A 19,261-nucleotide genomic window follows, 5' to 3' on the forward strand; every position below is an offset into this window, starting at 1 on the left:
ATGCAGCCCCCGAGAGGGGGAGCGCCGACAACGAGGAGAAGCGCGCCGCTGGCGACGTACCGCAGGTCGACACACCGAATGCCACAACCGCAGCAGCAGATCGACCGGACAAGCGCCCGGGTGAGCCGAATTCGGGCACGACCACCTCGAGCACACCGGAGGCGTCCACGCCGAGCGATCCCGACCAGCCGGCGAATACCGAGGCCGAAACCAGGCCGATCCCCCACAGCGATCCGAGTCCACCGACCGCCGCGACCGTCGTGATGCGCCGGTCCGACACCCCGAGCAGGTCCACCGAACCGTCGCCGGAAGCCTCCCTCCCGTCGAACGTGCCCAACCCGGCGAGTTCGGATGCCGCAACCGTTGCCATTCCGCGGGTCGGCGTCGACGACGCCCGGCCCGGCCCGGCCCCCGGGCAGCGTCCAACCGGTAGCGACCGAGCAAGCGGCAACCGTATGCCTCCGACAACCTCGGCGGGCCCCACGCCGAGTGCGCCGTCCGCAGATGCGCCGTTTCCCCCCTCCCGGGGGCCCGGACCGAACGATCCGACCATGCCGATACACCGCGGCCAGCAGACCGGGCAGACCAACCCGACGGCCGGGACGGCACGGCGGCTCCCCCCTCCTGCCCCCTCTCCCGCGGACACCCAGCCGACCATGTCCGTACCGGCGACGGCCGGTCGTCGCCCGGTCCCGCCGCGCACGGTCGCACAACCACAGCGCATCCCTGCGCCGGCACAGCCCGCCGGCGGCGCAGCCGCTGAGGTTTCGTCCCGGAAGAGACCCACTCGGTTGGTAATGGGCGCGGCGATCGGCCTGGTCGTCGCGCTGGCGGCGGTGGTCCTGGCGTTCGTGGCGTTCAGGGACGACAACTCGCCGCCGGCCCAGGTGCGCGCCGCCATCACCACCTATACCGATGCGTTGGCCGCCGGTGATCTGGCCGTACTTCAGCAGACCACCTGTGGTTCATTGCACCAGTTCTACCGAGACATACCGATCGAACAATTCGACGGCGTGCATCAGCTGTCGGTGGAGCGACAGGACATTCCGGTGATCGACAGCATCGATGCCATCCGAATCACCGAAGACACCGCGATCACGCAGGCCACGGTATACACCGAAGCCGATCCGGCAAATCGGTCGGCACGGACCTTCGACCTGCAGCGCACCGACGACGGATGGAAAGTCTGCGACCCACCCTCCGGGACACAATAGCCGCTAAATGTAGCGCAGCTCACACATAGTGGTCAATGGTCTAACTCGCCAGTAACATGGCCCGGACCATGAGCACGGAACAGACAATGGCACGACCGGAGACCGATTCGAGTCCGGCGTCGCTGGCCGGACACCGTTTCCGGGTACGCGATCACTACGAGGTCGGCCGCGAGAAGATCCGCGAGTTCGCACGTGCGGTGCAGAACCACCACCCCGCACATCACCGAGACGATGCCGCCGGCGCACTCGGCCACTCCAGGATCATCGCGCCGCCGACGTTTGCGTCGGTGATCGGGGCGAGCGCGATCACCACCTTGTTCGACACCGTGCTCACCGACTACGACCTGTCGCAGGTGCTACAAACCGACCAGGTCTTCGAGATCTATCGCCCCATTGCGGCCGGCGACCAGATCCGTAGCGAGATCGCCATCGAGTCGATCCGTCGATTCGGTGACAACGACTTTCTCGTGGTCCGCTTCGCGCTGAGCAACCAGCACGGCGATATCGCGATGGTCGGGTCGACCACGATCGCGCGGCGCAACGCAGCCGCCGACGTCGATCTGACCACCGTGATCGACAACATCATGATGCAGGGGCTGCCGGCTGCCGTGGCCTCGGAGACGGGCGAGCACGCCCACAACCGCACGCTGGCTCCGCTCGGCGTCGGTCCGTTGGCCGAGCCGAACGAAGCGGACATCGCGACGGTACACACACTGCCCACCTTCGACGAGCTGACACTCGGCGACCAGTTGCCCGGCGGGCGGTTCCGGCTGGCTCGGGGCGACCTGGCCAACTACGCCGGCGTCTCGGGTGACGCCAACCCGATCCACTTCAGCGACTACGCCGCACAGCTGGTCGGGCTGCCGACAGTGGTCGCACACGGCATGCTGACCATGGGGCTGGCAGGCGGCTACCTCAGCTCGTGGCTGGGTGATCCCACCGCCGTCCGGAAATTCAGCGCACGCTTCGCCGGACTCGTTCCGGTGGCCGCCGACGTCGCGAGCACCGTGGAATTCACCGGTCGCATCAAGTCACTGGATCCCGCTACGCGCACCGCGACGATCGTGCTCGGCGGTACCTCGGCGGGACGCAAGGTGTTCGGTCGCGCGTTGGCCGAAGTCCGGCTGCGCTAGTACGGGCCGGATCATTCGGCACGCGTCGAGCGCATCAGGTAGACGTTGTAGTCGCTCCAGGTCGAGATGGTGAAGTAGAAGTCTCGCCCGGATGACCACGGGTGGATGAACCCCCCGTACAACTCGGGGTAGTCCAGCACGGTCACCGTGGGTGTGCTCTCGGACCACTCACCCTGGGGTGAGCGCGCCTCGCGGACCACGATCGCGGCCTTGCTGGTCTCGAGGTAGCTCATCTGCCAGGTTTTTCGGGCGGCGTCGTAGCGCACCGACAACTCGCCGACAGGAGCGTTCACGATCGGTGTGGCCGACGCGGAGCCCCCCACGGGTGTCCACATCCCATCCTGCCAGTACTGGTAGGCGGTGGTGTTGAGTATCTGGTCCTGCGGAACGCGGGCCAAGCCCACCGCGCCGAGGCGGGTACTGGGCGTACCGAACATATAGACGTGACCCTCGTGTGGAACCATCGCACTCACTTGGAAATTCGCGAGCCCGAAAATGTTGTCCCAGCGGGCGTGCGGGTCCTTGGTCCAGGTCTCGCCGTGGTCATCGGAGTAGGCGATCCCGCCGTAGTTGGTGAAAAACGTTCCGGGAACACTGTTCCAGGTCCGAATGGACATGTAACTCATGTACTGCCGCCCATCCAATGCGAATCCCGAGGTGGGAATGGTGGTGACCTCCACATTGTCGAGCTTGCGGCTGGAGAGCACTTCGGCGGCGTGACACCGAGAATCGGTCACCATCCGATCGAAGGTCATCCCATCGGCAAGGTCGCGATCGGAACTGAACGCCAGTACGTTGCTGCGCCAGTCCAGCCCCATCGCGCCCGGGGGGTGGAACTCGCGACCGACGGTGTCGCCGAACGCGGCGGCGACTTCCCCCGGTGCACTCTCCCACATGATGCCCAGATCCGTGCCATACACTTGCCACCGCTTGTCGGTGCGGTTCACCGAGTTCGCGCCGGTCAGCTTCGCCACTTCCCGAGCCGGACTCAGGCGCGGCGCGGGCGGCCGAGGCGACTTTCCAGCGATCTCGACGGGCGGCTGCACCGGCTCGGGCGGTGGTGTCGGGGCCGGTTGCGGGCCGGGTCCGGGAATCGCAAAGTAGAACGGCTGAGGACTCAACAGGACCTGCGGAATACGCAGCAGCGCTGCGGGATTCGAGGAGCCATCCGGAAGGTCGGTCAGATCCGGACAGGGGTCCGCACACGGGTCCGATGGCAACTGCATCCGAATCCGCTGGGGTGCAGGCTCCGGCGGCGGCGGTGGCAGCACAGTGACCACCGGATACGGTACGGGCACCTCGAGGGTCTCGGGTACGAGGGGTTCGTGCGTCGGCATGGGGTCGCTGGCGCACGGGCCGACCCCGATCGGGTGGTGAAGCGGTTCCGCAGTCGCGACGTGTCGATCGCCGCAGACGAGCATTCCCGCGCCGACAACCGCGGCGCTCGCCGCGGCCGATATTCGCATGCCCATCGCCACCCTCTCGAAATCCTTTGCGGACACGAACCTTGCGGACACGAATCAGCGACCGACCCTACCCCGTCCGACTCGCGCGATCGGCTGGATTCGCGCAACTGGTCGAGCAGCAAACTTACGCGACCGCGACTGCGGCGCCGAGTGATCTGTTGTGCCACACCGGCTCTGCGCAGTCCTTCCCACCGGCAGCGCCACAGTTGCACCCGCCGTCGGACCACCGTGGTGCAGCGACGGATGTGCGGCGCTGCACCACAACGGTCGTCCCCAGCACAGCCGGGGTTGCTCAGATGAGCTCGGTCGGTTCAGGCGCTCACCGAGCGGCCGGCAGACTTCAGATCGTTGCAGGCTTCCACGACTCGCGCGGCCATCGACAACTCGGCCCTCTTCAAGTAGCTGCGCGGATCGTAGGTCTTCTTGTTGCCCACCTCACCGTCGATCTTCAGCACCCCGTCGTAGTTGGTGAACATATGGCCGGCGACCGGCCGAGTGAACGCATATTGGGTGTCGGTGTCGACGTTCATCTTCACCACCCCGTAGCGCAACGAGTCCTCGATCTCGGACTTCAGCGAACCGGAACCGCCGTGGAAGACGAAGTCGAACGGTTGCGCGTCCGCGGACAGACCCAGCGTGGCCGCGGCGACGCGCTGGCCCTCGGCCAGGATCTCCGGCCGCAGCACCACATTGCCCGGCTTGTACACCCCGTGTACGTTGCCGAATGTCGCCGCGAGCAGGTACTTGCCGTTCTCGCCCGCGCCGAGCGCGCCGATGGTCCGCTCGAAATCCTCCGCCGAGGTGTAGAGCTTTTCGTTGATTTCGGCTTCGACGCCGTCCTCCTCGCCGCCCACCACGCCGATCTCGACCTCGAGAATGATGTCGGCTGCCCGAGCGGCCTTCAACAACTCTTTCGCGATCTCGAGGTTCTCGCCGATCGGAATCGCCGAGCCGTCCCACATATGTGACTGGAACAGCGGGTTGCGGCCGGCGTCGACCCGCTCCTGAGAAATCGCGATCAACGGGCGAACAAAGCTGTCCAGCTTGTCCTTCGGGCAATGGTCGGTGTGCAGCGCAATGGTCACGTCGTACCGGGCAGCGATCACGTGCGCGAACTCCGCCAGCGCGACCGCGCCGGCGACCATGTCCTTCACGCCCTGGCCGGAGCCGAATTCGGCTCCACCGGTGGAGAACTGGATGATTCCGTCGCTACCCGCGTCGGCGAAGCCTTTGATGGCCGCATTGATCGTCTCCGACGATGTGCAGTTGATAGCCGGGAAGGCGAAAGAATTGGCTTTGGCCCGACCGAGCATCTCGGCATAGACCTCCGGAGTCGCGATGGGCACAGTAGGACCTCCGTGTCGTTGCAGCAGTATGGTGGCGCTGGTACCTAGTCTGTCAGCCTTACCCTAAGGCAGCGATGTTTCGCCTGGTATGCAGGGACGGAATACGTGGTTGACCGGAGAGTAGCTTTCTTCACGATGCCGGCATTCTCCAGACGAGCCGCTACGATGGGGCCGGTAATTTTGCTGGCGACTTCCCTATGCGGTGGCGAGCGACCCGAGCCAGCCATCTCGGACCAGGAGAACACGTGATTCTGCAGGCAGCCACAGAATCGGTGACGAGCAACCTCGCACTAACCGAGCTTCTCGATCCCATGCACCTGCTCACCGAAACTTGGCTCAAGGACGCAGTGCTGCCGAGCATCCTGGTGATCGTCTTCATCGAGACCGGTTTGCTGTTCCCCATCCTGCCGGGGGACTCACTGCTGTTCACCGGCGGTCTGCTGGCAGCCCTCGAGAATCCCCCGGTGTCCATTTGGGTGCTGGTACCCGCCACCATCGTGGTCGCTTTCGCCGGCGACCAGTGCGCGTATTGGATCGGCCGAACGATCGGGCCTGCCCTCTTCCAGAAGGAAGACAGTCGATTCTTCAAGAAACGCTACGTTACGCAAACCCACGCATTCTTCGAGAAGCACGGGCCGAAGACGGTCGTTCTCGCCCGTTTCGTTCCGATCGTGCGCACCTTCATGCCCGTGCTGGCCGGTGCGTCGGTGATGAACTATCGCCGGTTCGTCACCTTCGACATCGTCGGCGCGCTGCTCTGGGGCGGCGGCGTCACGGTGCTCGGGTACTTCCTGGGCAATATCGCGTTCATCAGGGACCACATCGAGGCGATCTTCCTGCTCATCGTGTTCGTGTCGATCCTGCCCGGTATCACCGCGGTGGCGAAGAAGCTGCTCAACAATCGCGCGCCCGACGAGGCGCTGACCGCATCGAGCGAGACCACCCGCTGAGCCGGTGCCGGGACCGTCGATGCCCCTCGCCATGGGCAGTTTCGATCCGCTGATGTCCGCTGGCCCGACACTCGTATGGGCAGTGGTGGTGACCTTCGTCTTCCTGGAATGTGCGGTGATTTTCGGGCTTTTTCTGCCCGGCGACTCCATGCTCGTCACCGCGGGGATCGTGTTGGCTTCCCACTCCGCGGGTGAGCAACACGTGTGGGCGCTGTCTCTGGGCGCGATGGTTGCAGCCATCGCAGGCAACCAGGTCGGATATGCGATCGGACAGCGCGCCGGACAGCACCTGGTCGCTCGAAAGGGCGGCAGATACGTCAACGTACGCAATGTGCAAAGAGTGTCGGAATTTCTGTTGCGATACGGGTTCGTGGCCGTGTTGGTCGCGCGGTGGATTCCGTGGGTACGCACGTTGTGCCCGTCCGTCGCAGGGGCGGCACGGATGGACCACCGCACCTTCACCGTGGCCAGCACCATCGGTGCGATCGTCTGGGCGCCGGTGCTGTTGCTCATCGGCTACTACGCCGGTGGCTTCGTTGCGCAGGTGCCGTGGCTGATGCCGATCGTCATCGGCATCCTGGTGGCCGCTCTGATCGTCGCGACGATAGTCGGAATACGGCGCTACCAGCGGGAGATGTCACAGCCTGCCGAGGATTTCAGCCTGGCGCCCCCGCCCACACTGGCCGCGGAGACCGAGAGCTGAGCCCACGGTCACAGGCCCGCCGCACTGACTTGGTGCGCCGCCTCCATGAGCAACCATCCGGACAGCTGTACCGAGAGATCGCGTTCGGGCACCCTGGACGAGGTCACCGCGCGACCAGGGGCGATGTGTCCGACCCTGGCGACGAAGCTGGGCAACTGCGCGGGCTTGTTCCAGTCGTGCCCGAACAGCGGCTCGCCCTCGACCTCCAGTCGGTTGGCCCACGCCGACGCGGCCGACGCGCGCACGATCGCCGCCGCCATCCGGCGGTCGGCGGCCTGTTGCCGGTCCCGGCCCGGCAGCATCATCGCCACCAGCGCCAGGTAGCGAATCAAGATGCCATTGAACAACCCGCTGTCGCCGACGCCACCGCCGTGCACCACGCCACTGACGGTCAGATGTTCTTCGACCGCGCCCAGCAGGCGGTGTACTCGGTCGACGTGCCTGATCTCGCCGGTCTGCACGGCCAGCTCGGTCTCCAGCCCGAGCACGACCCCCTGACAGTAGGTGAAAATCGGACGCTCGATCGCGCCGGAGGGCAGGTGGATGCCGTCCAGCATCAAGCCGGTCTCGGGGTCGCGCAGCGTCGCGTCCAACCAGTCGGCCATCTGCTGTGCACGCTGAATCCGACCGAGCCGCAACAGCGCGATCGCGGCGGGACCATTGGTCGGCGTGTTGTAGTAGTCCGATCCCACGCGCCACGGTAAGCCACCGTCCGATCGAGACACCCACCCACTGTGCAGTGCTTTCTCCAACAGGACCAAGGCGTTGCGCACGTTGGTGCCCTGGGTGCGCTCGGCGCGTTCCAGCGCGATCGTCAGCCAGGCGATGTCATCGAAGTACCGGTTGGTCCATCCAGTCAGATTGCGAATGCGATGTGAGCGCGCCAGCGCGGCGATCCGCTTGCGCCGAGTCGCTGTCGGCATCCGGTTGGCGGCATCGGTCGCGCAATCGATCAGGTGCGCCTGCCACCAGTAGTGCCACGAACCGAAGAAACGCTCGCGCCGGGTGGCGGGCCAGCCGACTACACCCAGTTCGGTACCGGGTAGTGCCCACAACGCACGCAGATGACGGGAGATCATCGCCGATTCGGCCATGTCGGCCCGTTCGGACCAGACAGTCGACGACTCCACAGCGTGCGGGCCCCCGGACGACGAAGCCGATCGATACGGCGTCGCCTCATGCTCCACGCGCGAAGCCTCGATATCATCGCTTCGCCAGGTCATGAATCAATAGTGCCAGGATGGAACGGAATTCCGCGCCCAATTTGCTGTGCGGGCGCGGAATGCCGTGATGAACTGGGCGTCTGCAATGTGGCGGCACGTCGCTCACCATGCAGCACCGAGATCGGCGTGTCGACGGACCCACGCATGCATTGCGATCCCCGCGGCGACCCCGGCATTGATGCTACGTGTGGAGCCGAACTGGGCGATCGACACCGTCATCGTGGCGGCTCGTCTGGCCGTTTCGGTGACTCCGGGTCCTTCCTGACCGAACAGCAGCAAGCATTCGCGCGGCAGTGCGGCCGACTCCAATGGCACGGAACCGGGCACATTGTCGACTGCTACCACAGTGAGGTCCGCACGTTGGCTGAACGCCGTCAGCGCGTCGATGTCGGCATGATGTTCGATACGCTGGTAGCGATCGGTAACCATCGCGCCACGACGATTCCAGCGCCGCCGCCCCACGATATGAACGGCCGCAGCGGCGAAGGCGTTCGCGGTACGGACCACCGTTCCGATATTGGCATCGTTCCCGAAATTCTCGATGGCGACATGGAACGGGTGCCGACGCCGGTCGATGTCGGCCACGATCGCCTCGCGAGTCCAGTACCGATAGGCGTCGACCACATTGCGGCGGTCGCCGAGAGCCAGCAACTCCGGATCCAAGCGCGGATCGGGCGGCGGCGGCCCGGTGTGCTCGGCGGCCCACGGCCCCACGCCGTTCGGATGTTCCCCCCACTCGGTAGGTCCGGGCAGGTCGTGCTCCGGCGTATTCGCCGCTGGGTGACTCACGTCGACGATGCTAATCCGACATCTGTGTGGTCGACGGCTGGACTGCCTCGGTGCTCAGTTGGACACGCCCCCGCCTGCAATGACAAAGATCAAGCCGATATTGGCGTTGGTGCGGCCGTCGACAGTGCCGCCGGAGGAGTCGATCTGGGCGAGCACTCGCTTACCCATCACCCATGCGACGGGCCCCAGCAATCCGCACAGAACCAAGCTCAGTATGCCCAGGATCAGAACGGGGTTGGCCTGAGGATGGTTCGGCGGATGCCCACACGGGACATATGGGCCATTGGCCGGGTACTCGGGTGGGGGAGGTTGCGGTGGATAGTTCACGGACTGGAGCGTAATAGATATCGTTGACTACAGCATTTACTACAGCCCGACAGCGTCTTTCGAAACATCCGGCGGTGGAGGCTGAGATGAATCACGGGCGGATATTGCGCACGGTGCTCGGAGTGACAGCCGGGTACCTGACGCTGCTCGCTCTCTGGTTGGGTTGGGTGGCGCCGCACACGCCGCCGGATACGGTGCCATATCAGATCATGGCGATGGTGGGATTGTTCGGTTCCTGTGTCGGGATCGGGATGATGTGGGCGGCGCGACCTTCGAAAGCGGACCGCCGGTTGTGGCGTGATGGGCTGGAAGGCTGGGCCACTGTCGAGGGCGTCCATCCGCTCGAACCCACCGATCACCACACCGAGCTCACCGAGCTGGATCTGGAACTGACAGTGCCCGGATCGGAAAGCTACCGGGGGACGGTCGTGTTCGATGTCGCACCTGCAGATCGATCCCGGTTGGCCGTCGGTGAGATCCTGTCCATCCGCGTCGACCCCACCGACCGCGACCGCATCATCCTGGTGCTGTGACCAGCGCACCGCCGTCATCGGTCGCGAGCCCGCAGGTGAGTTGTCGGGTCGGCGAGCAGACACTGTGCGGCGGCGTAGGTCGTGACGATGATGCCTTCGGTCAGTCGGCGCGCCCGCTCACCACGAGCGAACGACCTCCGCAGCACGATGAGTCCGTCGGAGAGGGTGAACAGCAACGCCCCGAGTTCGAGCCGCCTGCAGCCGGCCCCCTCGACCGTGGCCGCATCACGCGAACCGGGACGACCCAGCGCGGGATCCGAAGCCAGTACCGCAGCGGCGCCCAGCGTAAGTCCGTAGGCCGTCAGTGGCCGCGCCACCGAGGGCGCCCGCACCCGCAGCATCCCGGCCGCAGCCGACCACGCGACTGCCCGAGGCACTGTGGTCCGAGCCGTGGGCCGGCCGCCCATCCGCCACCACAGCGCCGCATATCCAGCCTGCATCACTGCGAACGATGACGCACCCGCAACCAGTCGGCGATCGTCGTCGGGGTCGATGAGCACGATGTCGCCGACTGTGGCCGCACCGAGCGACCCGATCAGGGTGGCGCGGTGAGCCCGTGGCAGCGCGCGGCCTTCGGACGCCACGTCCGCCGCGAGCAGCGGCATCAACAGCGGCTTCGCGGCCCACTGTGCCCGTGCCCGCCCGGTGAAAGCGCCGTACCCGGCTACTGCCGCGGCAGCAAGGTACGCGGCACGGAACGGGCGCATCGGCTAGAAGCTCGCTTCCGGTGGGGCGGGCGGCAAGGTGACGACCTGCCCGGCGTAACTCAGCCCCGCACCGAAACCGAGCAGCAACGCGGTCTGACCGCCCTTGGCCTTTCCGGTGACCAGCATTTCCTCCATGGCCAGCGGAATGGAGGCCGCCGAGGTGTTGCCGGTGTTCTCGATGTCGTTGGCCATGGGAACCTCGTCGGCCAAACCGAGATTCTTCCTCATCAGCTCGCTGATCCGCGCGTTGGCCTGATGTGGGATGAAGACGTCGATGTCCTCCTTGGCCACATTGGATACCTCGAGCGCGGTGGACAGCGCCCGCGGCAGGGTGACCGCGGCCCAACGGAACACCTGCTGGCCCTCCATCCGCAGCGACATGCGCCCGACCGGCTTGGTCTGCGGGTCGAGACCTTGCATGGCCTCCGCCCGGTTCATGTATTCGACGAAGTCGATGTCCTGCGTGATCGCAGAGGCGTGCTCGCCGTCGCTGCCCCAGACCGTCGGGGAGATTCCGTTCTCCGCGCTCGGGCCGACCACCACCGCGCCCGCGCCGTCGCCGAAGATCATCGCCGTGCCGCGATCGGTGGGATCGAGCCCGACCGTCATCGTCTCGGCACCGATGAGCAGCACGTACTCGGCCGAGCCTGCGCGGATCATGTCCGCCGCGACGCCGAGGCCGTATCCGAAACCGCCACAACCGGAGGTCAGGTCGAACGCGGGGACGCCGTTCATCCCCATGTCATGGGCCACCGCGGGCGCACCGTGGGGTGTGAGGGTCAGCCAGCTGGATGTGGCCAGGATCACCACGTTGATCTTCGAGCGATCGATGCCGCTGTTGGTGATCGCCCGTTCGCCAGCCGCCGCGGCTATCGACCGCAGGGTCTCTTCGCCGCTGATCCAGCGACGGTTGCGAATGCCGGTCCGCTCGTAGATCCATTCGTCGGTGGAATCCAGTACCTTACAGACCTCGGCGTTGCTGACCACACGTCTCGGTCGGTAGGCGCCGATCCCGAGCATCGCAACATTTTCCCGATTTCCATTTACTGCAATGCTCACCACGGGTGACTCACACGACCCTTCACAATCTAAAGTCTCAGATCGGCGCCCAGGTCATCCCAGGGCGAGATCCTTCAATCCGAGGATCGACCGGTACTCCAGTCCCTCCGCCGCGATCACCTGATCGGCGCCGGTTTCCCGGTCGACGACAGTGGCGACACCTACCACCGTAGCGCCCGCGCCACGCAACGCGCGCACCGCGGTCAGTGGTGAATTTCCGGTGGTGGTGGTGTCCTCGACAACCAGCACCCGCTGACCTGCCACGTCGGGGCCTTCGATCAGACGCTGCATGCCGTGCGACTTGGCCGCTTTCCGCACCACGAACGCATCGATCGGGCGACCCGGCGCATGCATCACGGCCAACGCCACCGGGTCGGCGCCCATGGTCAGACCACCGACAGCGGCGAAATCCCAGTCCGCGACCAGCTCGCGTAGCAGCGTGCCGATCAGCGGTCCCGCACGGTGGTGCAACGTCGCACGGCGCAGATCGACGTAGTAGTCCGCCTCCTTACCGGAGGAGAGCGTGACTCGGCCGTGCACGACGGCAAGCTCACGTACCAGCGCGGCCAACCTGTCCCTGTCGTTGGCGATCACCTGATCGATCACTTCTACTTCCTTCCGCGTGCTGGGAACAACCCGCGATTCATTCGGGCCGCCAGGGTTCGCGGGATCATTCCGGCAACAGTGGTGAGTGCCTTGAACTGCCATCCGGGCACACTGAGCACTCGACCCTTCTCCAAGTCACGCAGTGAACCGTCGACCACCTGGTCGACGCTCAGCCACATCCAGTCCGGCAAGGCCATCTCGATGCCGGCTCGCTGATGGAACTCCGTGCGCACGAATCCTGGACACAGGGCCTGAACCTGCACTCCGGTTCCGACCAATCCGCCTGCCAACCCTTCGGTGAAGGATACGACGTAGGCCTTGGATGCCGAATACGTCGCGGTCCGGCCAGGGATCAGGCCGGCCACACTGGCCACGTTGACCACGCGTCCGTTCGCCGCGGCGATCATCGACGGCAGAGCGGCCCTGGTGAGTTGCACCACCGACACCACGTTGACATCCAAGACGGCCTGCAGTTGCTCGGGCGTCTGGGCGCAGAAATCTTCCGAGTAGCTGAAACCAGCGTTGTTGACCAAGAATTCGACACCCTCGCTCAACCGCGCCGCAACCCGCTCGAGGTCGGGCGCGCACCCCAGGTCTGCAACCAATACCTGCGTACGCGTGCCGAAACGATGCTCGAGGTCTGTCGCCAGACCCGCCAAGCGCTGCTCGTCGCGAGCGACCAGCACCACGTCGTATCCGAGTGCGGCCACCCGGGTCGCATAGCGACGGCCGATACCCGAGGTCGGTCCGGTCACCATCGCTACCGGGCGGACGGCGCCGGGTAACCGGAGGTGCGGGCGCTGCCTCATGACGGCGCGACGAATCGCACGGGCACGGACTCCACTGCAGTGCGCATGTACCCGGTCACCTCGGCGTCGGTCCCTGGTAGGGACGGAACCCGGGGTGAAACGGTCCGCCGGGAGGATCGGCGGGTGATCGATGCGGCGCTACACCCGGCTCCACAGCCTCACCAGCCGGCGGGGCCTGATCCGATCGCCGCTCCTCCTGCGCCGGGCGACCCTCCTCGTCGGTGACGTCGTCGTCTCGTCCCCGTGGCCGAGCATTGGGCACCACCGCGAGCGATGGACGACGAGACGGTGGCGCTTCGGTCTCGGTGTCACCCGGCGGGGACGCCGGGGGGAGGTCGTCCTCACCGGAGCCGGATGCCGCCGAACGCTCGTCGATATCGGTCTGCTCCGGGTCGGTAGCCAGTGGCCGCTCACGAACGCGCGGACGACCGAGATCGGGCCCGTCGTCATCGAATCGTGGCTCACTGACCGGTGGAAGCACGTGCAGCAGCCCGGACAGACGTAGCACTGCGTCGATCGCGGTCTCCCAATCCTTCGAGGAGGTGCCAACCGGCAGCATGCCCAAAGTCCAGTTGCCTTCGCTCCAGAGCATCTGCACGGTGTCGGTCAATGCCTCGATGAAGGCCACCATGCGTTGGTCGACGGCATGCCGGGCTATTTCGGGATTGGTCGCGAAAACAACTCGATCACCGATGGCGCCCAATAGTTCCAGGTCGTGGTCCTTGGGTGGCGTTGCCGTCTTCAACCGCATGTCCACATCGATGTCCGAGCCGATCTGGCGGCGCACCGCGACCAGAGTCGCCGCATCCTCCAGGTCGAACAGCACGAACTTCTCGCCCTTTCGAATCCCGGTGACCACATCGACCGCGGACAGATAGCCGAGTTTGGCCATCGCCCCACGCCGCCACGTGGATGCCAGCGCAGGCTCCACCGACACGTAGGTATATCCCTGAGACTTCGCCCAGTCCTGTCTCGCATGACCGGTGCGCCGCCGCTGCAGCCGATCGAAATACAGCAACACGATCGCACCCGCCAGCGCGATCGCCGCCAATCCGAACCACATTGCCGTCATCGCCGCCTAGCCTAATAGGCGGGGCTGGCGATAGTCCGGCATTGGCTGCACACCGGACCCGCCGGGTGGCGCCGACCGTCGCAGACGGCGCTCATCGTCCACCGGGTAACGACGTGGAGATGATGACCGTGGCCAGCAACGATCCGTCCTCGGTTTCGTTGCCTTGAACCAACACCAGTTCACCGGTCGGCAGATCGGCGACGGTGGTGGCGGACAGCGAGATCACCTCGGTGTCCGCGTCGGTGCGCACCGTCACGGTGTCGCCCAGCACAGTGCTCACGGTCAAGGTTTCGCCGTTGTTGGCCGTGATGGTGCCCATGGCCGCGGTCAGCCCGCCGAACTCGCCGAAGTCGGGCACAGTCGGCAGTCCGCCGCCTGGCGGTGGCTCCACGGTTCGGTCGTCGGGTAGGGAACTGGTCGGGGCCGACGCAGACGGGCCGGCAGCGGTGTCGGTGGACCCGGAATTGCCGCCGGCCAACATCACTCCCGCGGCGAGGCCGAGCACTCCGACCAACACCAGAACCGACACTCCCAGCGCGATCCACAGGCCGGTATTGCGTCGCGGGGGCTTCTGTCCGAGCGGTGTCTGTTCCGGTGGCGGCTGCACCGGTGGCATGCCGCCGCCCGGAAGTACCGCCGTGTCCGTCGGTCGATCACCAGCGCTGCCGTGGTAGGCGGCCCACGAGGGGTCGTAGGGCGGAAACTCCCGCGTAGCGTTCGGCCCCGGCGGCGCCCACGAACCCATCTGCTCGGTAGGGGGATACTCCGCAGGCGCCGCGGCATCGTACGGCGCGGCATAGTCGGTAGGCCGCGCCGGATCCCCGTAGCCGGACTTCCCCGTCGGACCGAGGTGCTCGGTCGGTGCGTCCTCCGGCCGCTGGCTCCACGGATCGTTCGGGGTGGTCATGTCATCCAGGGTAGGCCGTAACCTGTCCGGCACTCGCTTCGCCGCGCCTCTGGTGGGCATCCCGGCGCCCGGTCGGGCTCGGGCGCCGGTCGGTCAGCGTCCGACCACCAGCGAGTCGCTGTCGGGACCCACACCCACCTTCACGCTGTCGCCGTCGGTGATTTCGCCGGCGAGCAGTTCCTTCGCGAGCGCATCACCGATGGCTTGCTGAATCAGCCGACGCAGCGGACGGGCGCCGTAGACCGGGTCGTAGCCGCGTAGCGCAAGCCAGAATCGGGCCGAATCGCTGACGTCCAGTGTGAGCCGCCGCTGCGAGAGCCGCTTCTGCAGCTGGTCGAGCTGGATATCGACGATGTCTTCGAGCTGCTCTTGGTCGAGCGGGTGGAACATGACCACATCATCGAGACGGTTGAGGAACTCCGGCTTGAACGCCGACCGCACCGCGTTCATCACGAGCTCACGATCACCGCCGGCGCCCAGGTTGGAGGTGAGGATGAGGATCGTATTGCGGAAATCGACAGTTCGGCCCTGGCCATCGGTGAGCCTGCCTTCGTCCAAAACCTGCAGCAGGATGTCGAACACATCCGGATGCGCCTTCTCGATCTCGTCGAACAGCACCACCGTGTAGGGCCGCCGCCGCACCGCCTCGGTGAGCTGGCCGCCCTGGTCGTAGCCGACGTATCCGGGAGGAGCGCCGACCAACCGGGCGACCGAATGCTTTTCGCTGTATTCGCTCATGTCGATTCGGACCATGGCGCGCTCGTCGTCGAACAGGAAGTCCGCCAGCGCCTTCGCCAGCTCGGTCTTACCGACACCGGTCGGGCCGACGAACATGAACGAGCCGGTCGGACGGTTCGGGTCGGCAACCCCGGCCCGCGATCTGCGCACCGCATCGGACACCGCCTGCACGGCTTCGGCCTGGCCGACGACGCGACGACCCAACTCCTGCTCCATCCGCAGCAGTTTCTGCGTTTCACCCTCCATCATGCGACCCACGGGAATACCGGTCCAAGCGGACACGACCTCGGCGATGTCGTCGGGACCGACCTCTTCCTTGAGCATGACCTCGCCGTCTCCCGCTGCAGCGGAGGATTTCTCGGCCTCGGCGAGCTGCTTTTCCAGTACGGGGATGCGACCGTAGCGCAACTCGGCAGCCTTGCCCAGATCGCCGTCGCGCTCGGCGCGCTCGGATTCGCCGCGCAGCGATTCCAGCTCTTCCTTCAAGACGCGAACCTGGTCGATCGCATTCTTCTCGTTCTGCCACCGAGTGGTCAGCTGGTTGAGCTTCTCTCGAGAGTCGGCGAGTTCGGCGCGCAGTTTATCCAGCCGCTGCTTGGACGCTTCGTCGGTTTCCTTGCTCAGCGCCACTTCCTCGATCTCGAGCCGACGCACCGCGCGCTCGACCTCGTCGATCTCCACCGGGCGGGAGTCGATCTCCATGCGCAACCGCGAGGCCGACTCGTCCACCAGATCGATCGCCTTGTCCGGCAAGAACCGGGAGGTGATGTAGCGGTCCGACAGTGTCGCCGCAGCCACGAGTGCGGAATCGGTGATCCGCACCCCGTGGTGCACCTCGTAACGATCCTTGATGCCACGCAGGATGCCGATGGTGTCCTCGACCGATGGCTCGCCGACCAGCACCTGCTGGAAGCGGCGTTCCAGGGCGGCGTCTTTCTCGATGTGCTGTCGATACTCGTCCAGGGTGGTCGCACCGACCAAACGCAGCTCGCCACGGGCCAGCATCGGCTTGATCATGTTGCCGGCGTCCATCGCAGATTCTCCGGTGGCGCCCGCACCGACGATGGTGTGCAACTCGTCGATGAACGTGATGATCTGGCCGGCGCTGTTCTTGATGTCCTCCAGCACCGCCTTCAGTCGTTCTTCGAATTCGCCGCGATACTTCGCGCCCGCGACCATCGCACCGAGATCCAATGCCACCACAGATTTGCCACGCAGAGATTCCGGAACATCGCCTGCGACGATGCGTTGGGCGAGGCCCTCCACGATCGCCGTCTTTCCGACACCGGGCTCGCCGATCAGCACCGGGTTGTTCTTCGTGCGTCGGCTCAAAACCTGTACCACACGGCGGATTTCGGTATCTCGACCGATCACCGGATCCAGCTTGCCCGACCGAGCGGCTTCGGTGAGATCGGTGGAGTACTTCTCCAACGCCTGATAGCTACCCTCGGGGTCGGGGCTGGTCACCCGGGTGCTGCCACGCACTGCGGTGAACGCCGAACGCAGCGCGTCCGCGGTCGCGCCGTACTTGGTGAGCAGCATCGTCACGTCGGAGTCGCCCGCGGCGAGACCGACCATGACGTGCTCGGTGGAGACGTATTCGTCGCCGAGTTCGGTAGCCAGTTGCTGCGCCGCGCCGATCGCGGCCAACGCCTCGCGGCCCAGCTGTGGCGTGGTGGTGGCGCCGGTCGCCCGGGGGAGCCGGTCCACGATGTCCTGTGCCTCGCGTCGCACTGTCGCCGAATCCGTGCCGATGGCTTTCAGCAAGGGTGCGGCGATACCGTCGGTTTGATCCAACAGCGCCACCAACAGGTGCGCTGGACGAATCTCGGGATTGCCCGCGGCGGACGCCGCTTGCAACGCGGCGGTCAGCGCAGCCTGGGTCTTGGTGGTGGGGTTGAACGAGTCCACGGGTCACCTTCCTACTAGTCGGTCGTACGGCACGACCCGCAATCGGCGCGCGCCTCGTCTCGCGTGCCCGATCCCGGCTCATGCCGCTATCTCACTGTCAACGTTCGAAAGGTTGAGTCTGTTCCACTCAAGTTTGGACACCGTCGCCGGGCAGGTGACGATACTTTTCGGCCGGACAGCTCGTACGCTACGCCGCAATACCGCTGGCAGCGACGCCCCCGACACTCGATGGCCCCGACACTGCTGAATACGACGATTGCGGGCGTAGCGGCACACGGATGCCTACGATGGCCAAGGTCGTCCGTCATCGGCACGCGCTCTTGGGACGGCAGCCCACCAAAGGTGCATCTCGACTCGAACTCGTCAGTCCGAATCCCCCGACTCGTCGGCCCGAATCCCCCGACTCGTCGGCCCGAATCAAGGAGCGAACGGATGCGCGCGATCGTCGTACGGAAGTTCGGAGCGACGCCGGAGCTAGCCGAGATGCCGGTGCCCGAGCCCGGACCCGGCGCCGTGCGGGTGCAACTCGAGGCGGCGGGAGTGAACCCCTTCGATCAGCGGATGGCCTCCGGCGTCTTGGAGGGCAGATTGCCGCACGACTTCCCGATGATCCTCGGAATGGATGGCGCGGGCACCGTCGCTACGCTCGGCCCCGGCGTCGACAAGTTCGCCATCGGCGAGCGGGTGGTGGGCAGATTCCTCACCCCGCCGGTCGGGCACGGCAGCTTCGCCGAATACGCGGTGCTGCCCGAGCGCGGCACGCTGGTGTCGGTCCCGGCGGGCGTGCCGACCGTCGCGGCCGCGGCGCTGCCGACTGCGGGGATCACCGCGCAGGACCTGGTGGAAGCCACTCGGATCCAACCAGGCCAAACCGTGCTGATCGTCGGCGCGACCGGCGGTGTCGGATCGTTCCTGGTACAACTGGCGAACATCGCGGGCGCGCACGTCATCGCGACTGCCCGCAGTAGCTCGGCCGACCGCATGACTCGCCTCGGTGCGGCGGAGACGGTCGACTACACCGTGGCGCCGGTCGGCGACCAGATCGTCGCGACCCACCCCCATGGCGTCGATGTGCTGTTCGATCTGGTGAGCTCGCCGAAGGCGCTGGCCGACCTGACGGCGGTGGTCCGTGACGGCGGGACGGTGTACTCGACCGTCTTCGCCGCGGACGAGGACGCCCTGCGTGCGCGGGCCATCCGCGGCGGGAACATCGATTCCAAAGGCAGCGCACTGGAATTGGCCAGGCTCATCGAACGTGTCGCTGCCGGCGACGTGGTGGTGCCGATCGCCGCCACCGTCCCGCTCTCGGCGGGTCCCGGGGTCATCGGCGCGACAGGCGCACAGGGCAAGACCGTCCTCGAAATTTGAATCGCACCGCTCCGAGTCGACCGGTCCGCCCATCGAGCCGGGTCACCGGCGCAGCGCTACCCGGCGACGACCGTGTCCACAACGACCGACCAACGCGCCCGCCGCGGAGGGAAGGGAACTCGTGACGCGGGCCGGTCGTTGGACTCCGTAGGTCGTATCCTCGGCGCTACGGCGACGAGACCTCACCCGGCGGAAAACCAGGCCAGGTCGCCTGAAACGGAGAACGCGACCGGCGTGTCAGAGGCGATGCGTCAGGCGGTCTCGGTTCTCTCGCGACGGCCGGCACGTTCGTTTACCAGCCGCGACGACACGACCGAGACATCCTCGGGGATACTTGTGGGTGGGAGACCGCCGGCAACGGCGCGTCCCCGACAGAACTGAGGGAAAGGAAGCTCCACGT

The 19,261-nt window shown here is 66.0% G+C and carries 18 protein-coding genes; 6 read left to right on the forward strand and 12 right to left on the reverse strand.

All coding sequences use genetic code 11. The features are described 5' to 3' along the window. Positions 1-551: 551 nt before the first annotated feature. Together K940_RS31995 and K940_RS0123490 are read left to right on the forward strand one after the other, a co-directional pair. Complete coding sequence (locus tag K940_RS31995; protein ID WP_155981084.1) at positions 552-1,214, forward strand: hypothetical protein; 663 nt, start codon at positions 552-554, stop codon at positions 1,212-1,214. A 68-nt stretch (positions 1,215-1,282) separates the two neighbouring features. Then, positions 1,283-2,347 carry a fused (3R)-hydroxyacyl-ACP dehydratase subunits HadA/HadB gene (locus K940_RS0123490; protein WP_051407487.1) on the forward strand — a complete coding sequence of 355 codons (1,065 nt, stop codon included), beginning with the start codon at positions 1,283-1,285 and terminating at the stop codon, positions 2,345-2,347. 11 nt (positions 2,348-2,358) lie between these two features. Here K940_RS0123490 and K940_RS0123495 read toward each other — a convergent pair whose 3' ends face one another. Beyond that, a complete protein-coding gene (locus tag K940_RS0123495) occupies positions 2,359-3,819 on the reverse strand; it encodes a DUF4185 domain-containing protein (protein WP_028479476.1) in 1,461 nt (486 codons plus the stop codon). Between the two features lie 305 nt (positions 3,820-4,124). Beyond that, positions 4,125-5,159, reverse strand: a complete 1,035-nt coding sequence (gene fbaA, locus K940_RS0123500; protein WP_028479477.1) for a class II fructose-bisphosphate aldolase — start codon at positions 5,157-5,159, stop codon at positions 4,125-4,127. A 311-nt stretch (positions 5,160-5,470) separates the two neighbouring features. Between fbaA and K940_RS0123505 the strand changes: the two genes are divergently transcribed. Together K940_RS0123505 and K940_RS30080 are read left to right on the forward strand one after the other, a co-directional pair. Then, positions 5,471-6,109: a DedA family protein gene (locus K940_RS0123505; RefSeq protein WP_231390500.1), complete on the forward strand. Its 639-nt coding sequence runs from the start codon at positions 5,471-5,473 to the stop codon at positions 6,107-6,109. Positions 6,110-6,128: 19 nt separating this feature from the next. Beyond that, positions 6,129-6,812, forward strand: a complete 684-nt coding sequence (locus K940_RS30080) for a DedA family protein (RefSeq protein ID WP_036530097.1) — start codon at positions 6,129-6,131, stop codon at positions 6,810-6,812. An 8-nt stretch (positions 6,813-6,820) separates the two neighbouring features. On the opposite strand, the gene K940_RS0123515 is transcribed toward K940_RS30080, so the two are convergent. The 3 genes from K940_RS0123515 to K940_RS30085 all read right to left on the reverse strand — a co-directional run bounded on the left by K940_RS0123515 (position 6,821) and on the right by K940_RS30085 (position 9,151). Beyond that, positions 6,821-7,906 (reverse strand): glycoside hydrolase family 76 protein, encoded by a 1,086-nt coding sequence (locus K940_RS0123515; RefSeq protein WP_028479479.1) that lies wholly within the window; start codon positions 7,904-7,906, stop codon positions 6,821-6,823. A gap of 231 nt (positions 7,907-8,137) precedes the next feature. Further along, the gene (locus tag K940_RS0123520; protein ID WP_028479480.1) at positions 8,138-8,824 is read right to left on the reverse strand and encodes a TrmH family RNA methyltransferase; all 687 of its coding nucleotides are present in this window, start codon (positions 8,822-8,824) and stop codon (positions 8,138-8,140) included. A 54-nt stretch (positions 8,825-8,878) separates the two neighbouring features. After that, the gene (locus K940_RS30085) at positions 8,879-9,151 is read right to left on the reverse strand and encodes a hypothetical protein (RefSeq protein ID WP_051407488.1); all 273 of its coding nucleotides are present in this window, start codon (positions 9,149-9,151) and stop codon (positions 8,879-8,881) included. Positions 9,152-9,237: 86 nt separating this feature from the next. Here K940_RS30085 and K940_RS0123530 point away from each other — a divergent pair, with 86 nt between their 5' ends. Further along, positions 9,238-9,684, forward strand: a complete 447-nt coding sequence (locus K940_RS0123530) for a hypothetical protein (RefSeq protein ID WP_028479481.1) — start codon at positions 9,238-9,240, stop codon at positions 9,682-9,684. A gap of 14 nt (positions 9,685-9,698) precedes the next feature. On the opposite strand, the gene K940_RS0123535 is transcribed toward K940_RS0123530, so the two are convergent. From K940_RS0123535 to clpB, 7 genes are all read right to left on the reverse strand, one after another. After that, complete coding sequence (locus K940_RS0123535; RefSeq protein ID WP_028479482.1) at positions 9,699-10,391, reverse strand: lysoplasmalogenase; 693 nt, start codon at positions 10,389-10,391, stop codon at positions 9,699-9,701. A gap of 3 nt (positions 10,392-10,394) precedes the next feature. Continuing rightward, on the reverse strand, positions 10,395-11,453 hold the full coding sequence (locus K940_RS0123540; protein WP_028479483.1) for a beta-ketoacyl-ACP synthase 3: 1,059 nt from the start codon (positions 11,451-11,453) through the stop codon (positions 10,395-10,397). 51 nt (positions 11,454-11,504) lie between these two features. Next, the gene (gene pyrE, locus K940_RS0123545; RefSeq protein WP_028479484.1) at positions 11,505-12,056 is read right to left on the reverse strand and encodes an orotate phosphoribosyltransferase; all 552 of its coding nucleotides are present in this window, start codon (positions 12,054-12,056) and stop codon (positions 11,505-11,507) included. Positions 12,057-12,058: 2 nt separating this feature from the next. Beyond that, positions 12,059-12,865, reverse strand: a complete 807-nt coding sequence (locus K940_RS0123550; RefSeq protein ID WP_028479485.1) for an SDR family oxidoreductase — start codon at positions 12,863-12,865, stop codon at positions 12,059-12,061. A 55-nt stretch (positions 12,866-12,920) separates the two neighbouring features. Then, a complete protein-coding gene (locus K940_RS0123555) occupies positions 12,921-13,937 on the reverse strand; it encodes a hypothetical protein (protein WP_028479486.1) in 1,017 nt (338 codons plus the stop codon). 91 nt (positions 13,938-14,028) lie between these two features. Then, positions 14,029-14,844 carry a DUF5666 domain-containing protein gene (locus K940_RS0123560; protein ID WP_028479487.1) on the reverse strand — a complete coding sequence of 272 codons (816 nt, stop codon included), beginning with the start codon at positions 14,842-14,844 and terminating at the stop codon, positions 14,029-14,031. Positions 14,845-14,937: 93 nt separating this feature from the next. After that, positions 14,938-17,493: an ATP-dependent chaperone ClpB gene (clpB, locus tag K940_RS0123565; protein ID WP_028479488.1), complete on the reverse strand. Its 2,556-nt coding sequence runs from the start codon at positions 17,491-17,493 to the stop codon at positions 14,938-14,940. Positions 17,494-17,925: 432 nt separating this feature from the next. Here clpB and K940_RS0123570 point away from each other — a divergent pair, with 432 nt between their 5' ends. Then, complete coding sequence (locus K940_RS0123570; protein ID WP_028479489.1) at positions 17,926-18,861, forward strand: NADP-dependent oxidoreductase; 936 nt, start codon at positions 17,926-17,928, stop codon at positions 18,859-18,861. Positions 18,862-19,261 lie beyond the last annotated feature (400 nt).

It is taken from the genome of Nocardia sp. CNY236, from assembly GCF_000482385.1.
In the GTDB taxonomy this organism is placed as follows: domain Bacteria; phylum Actinomycetota; class Actinomycetes; order Mycobacteriales; family Mycobacteriaceae; genus Nocardia.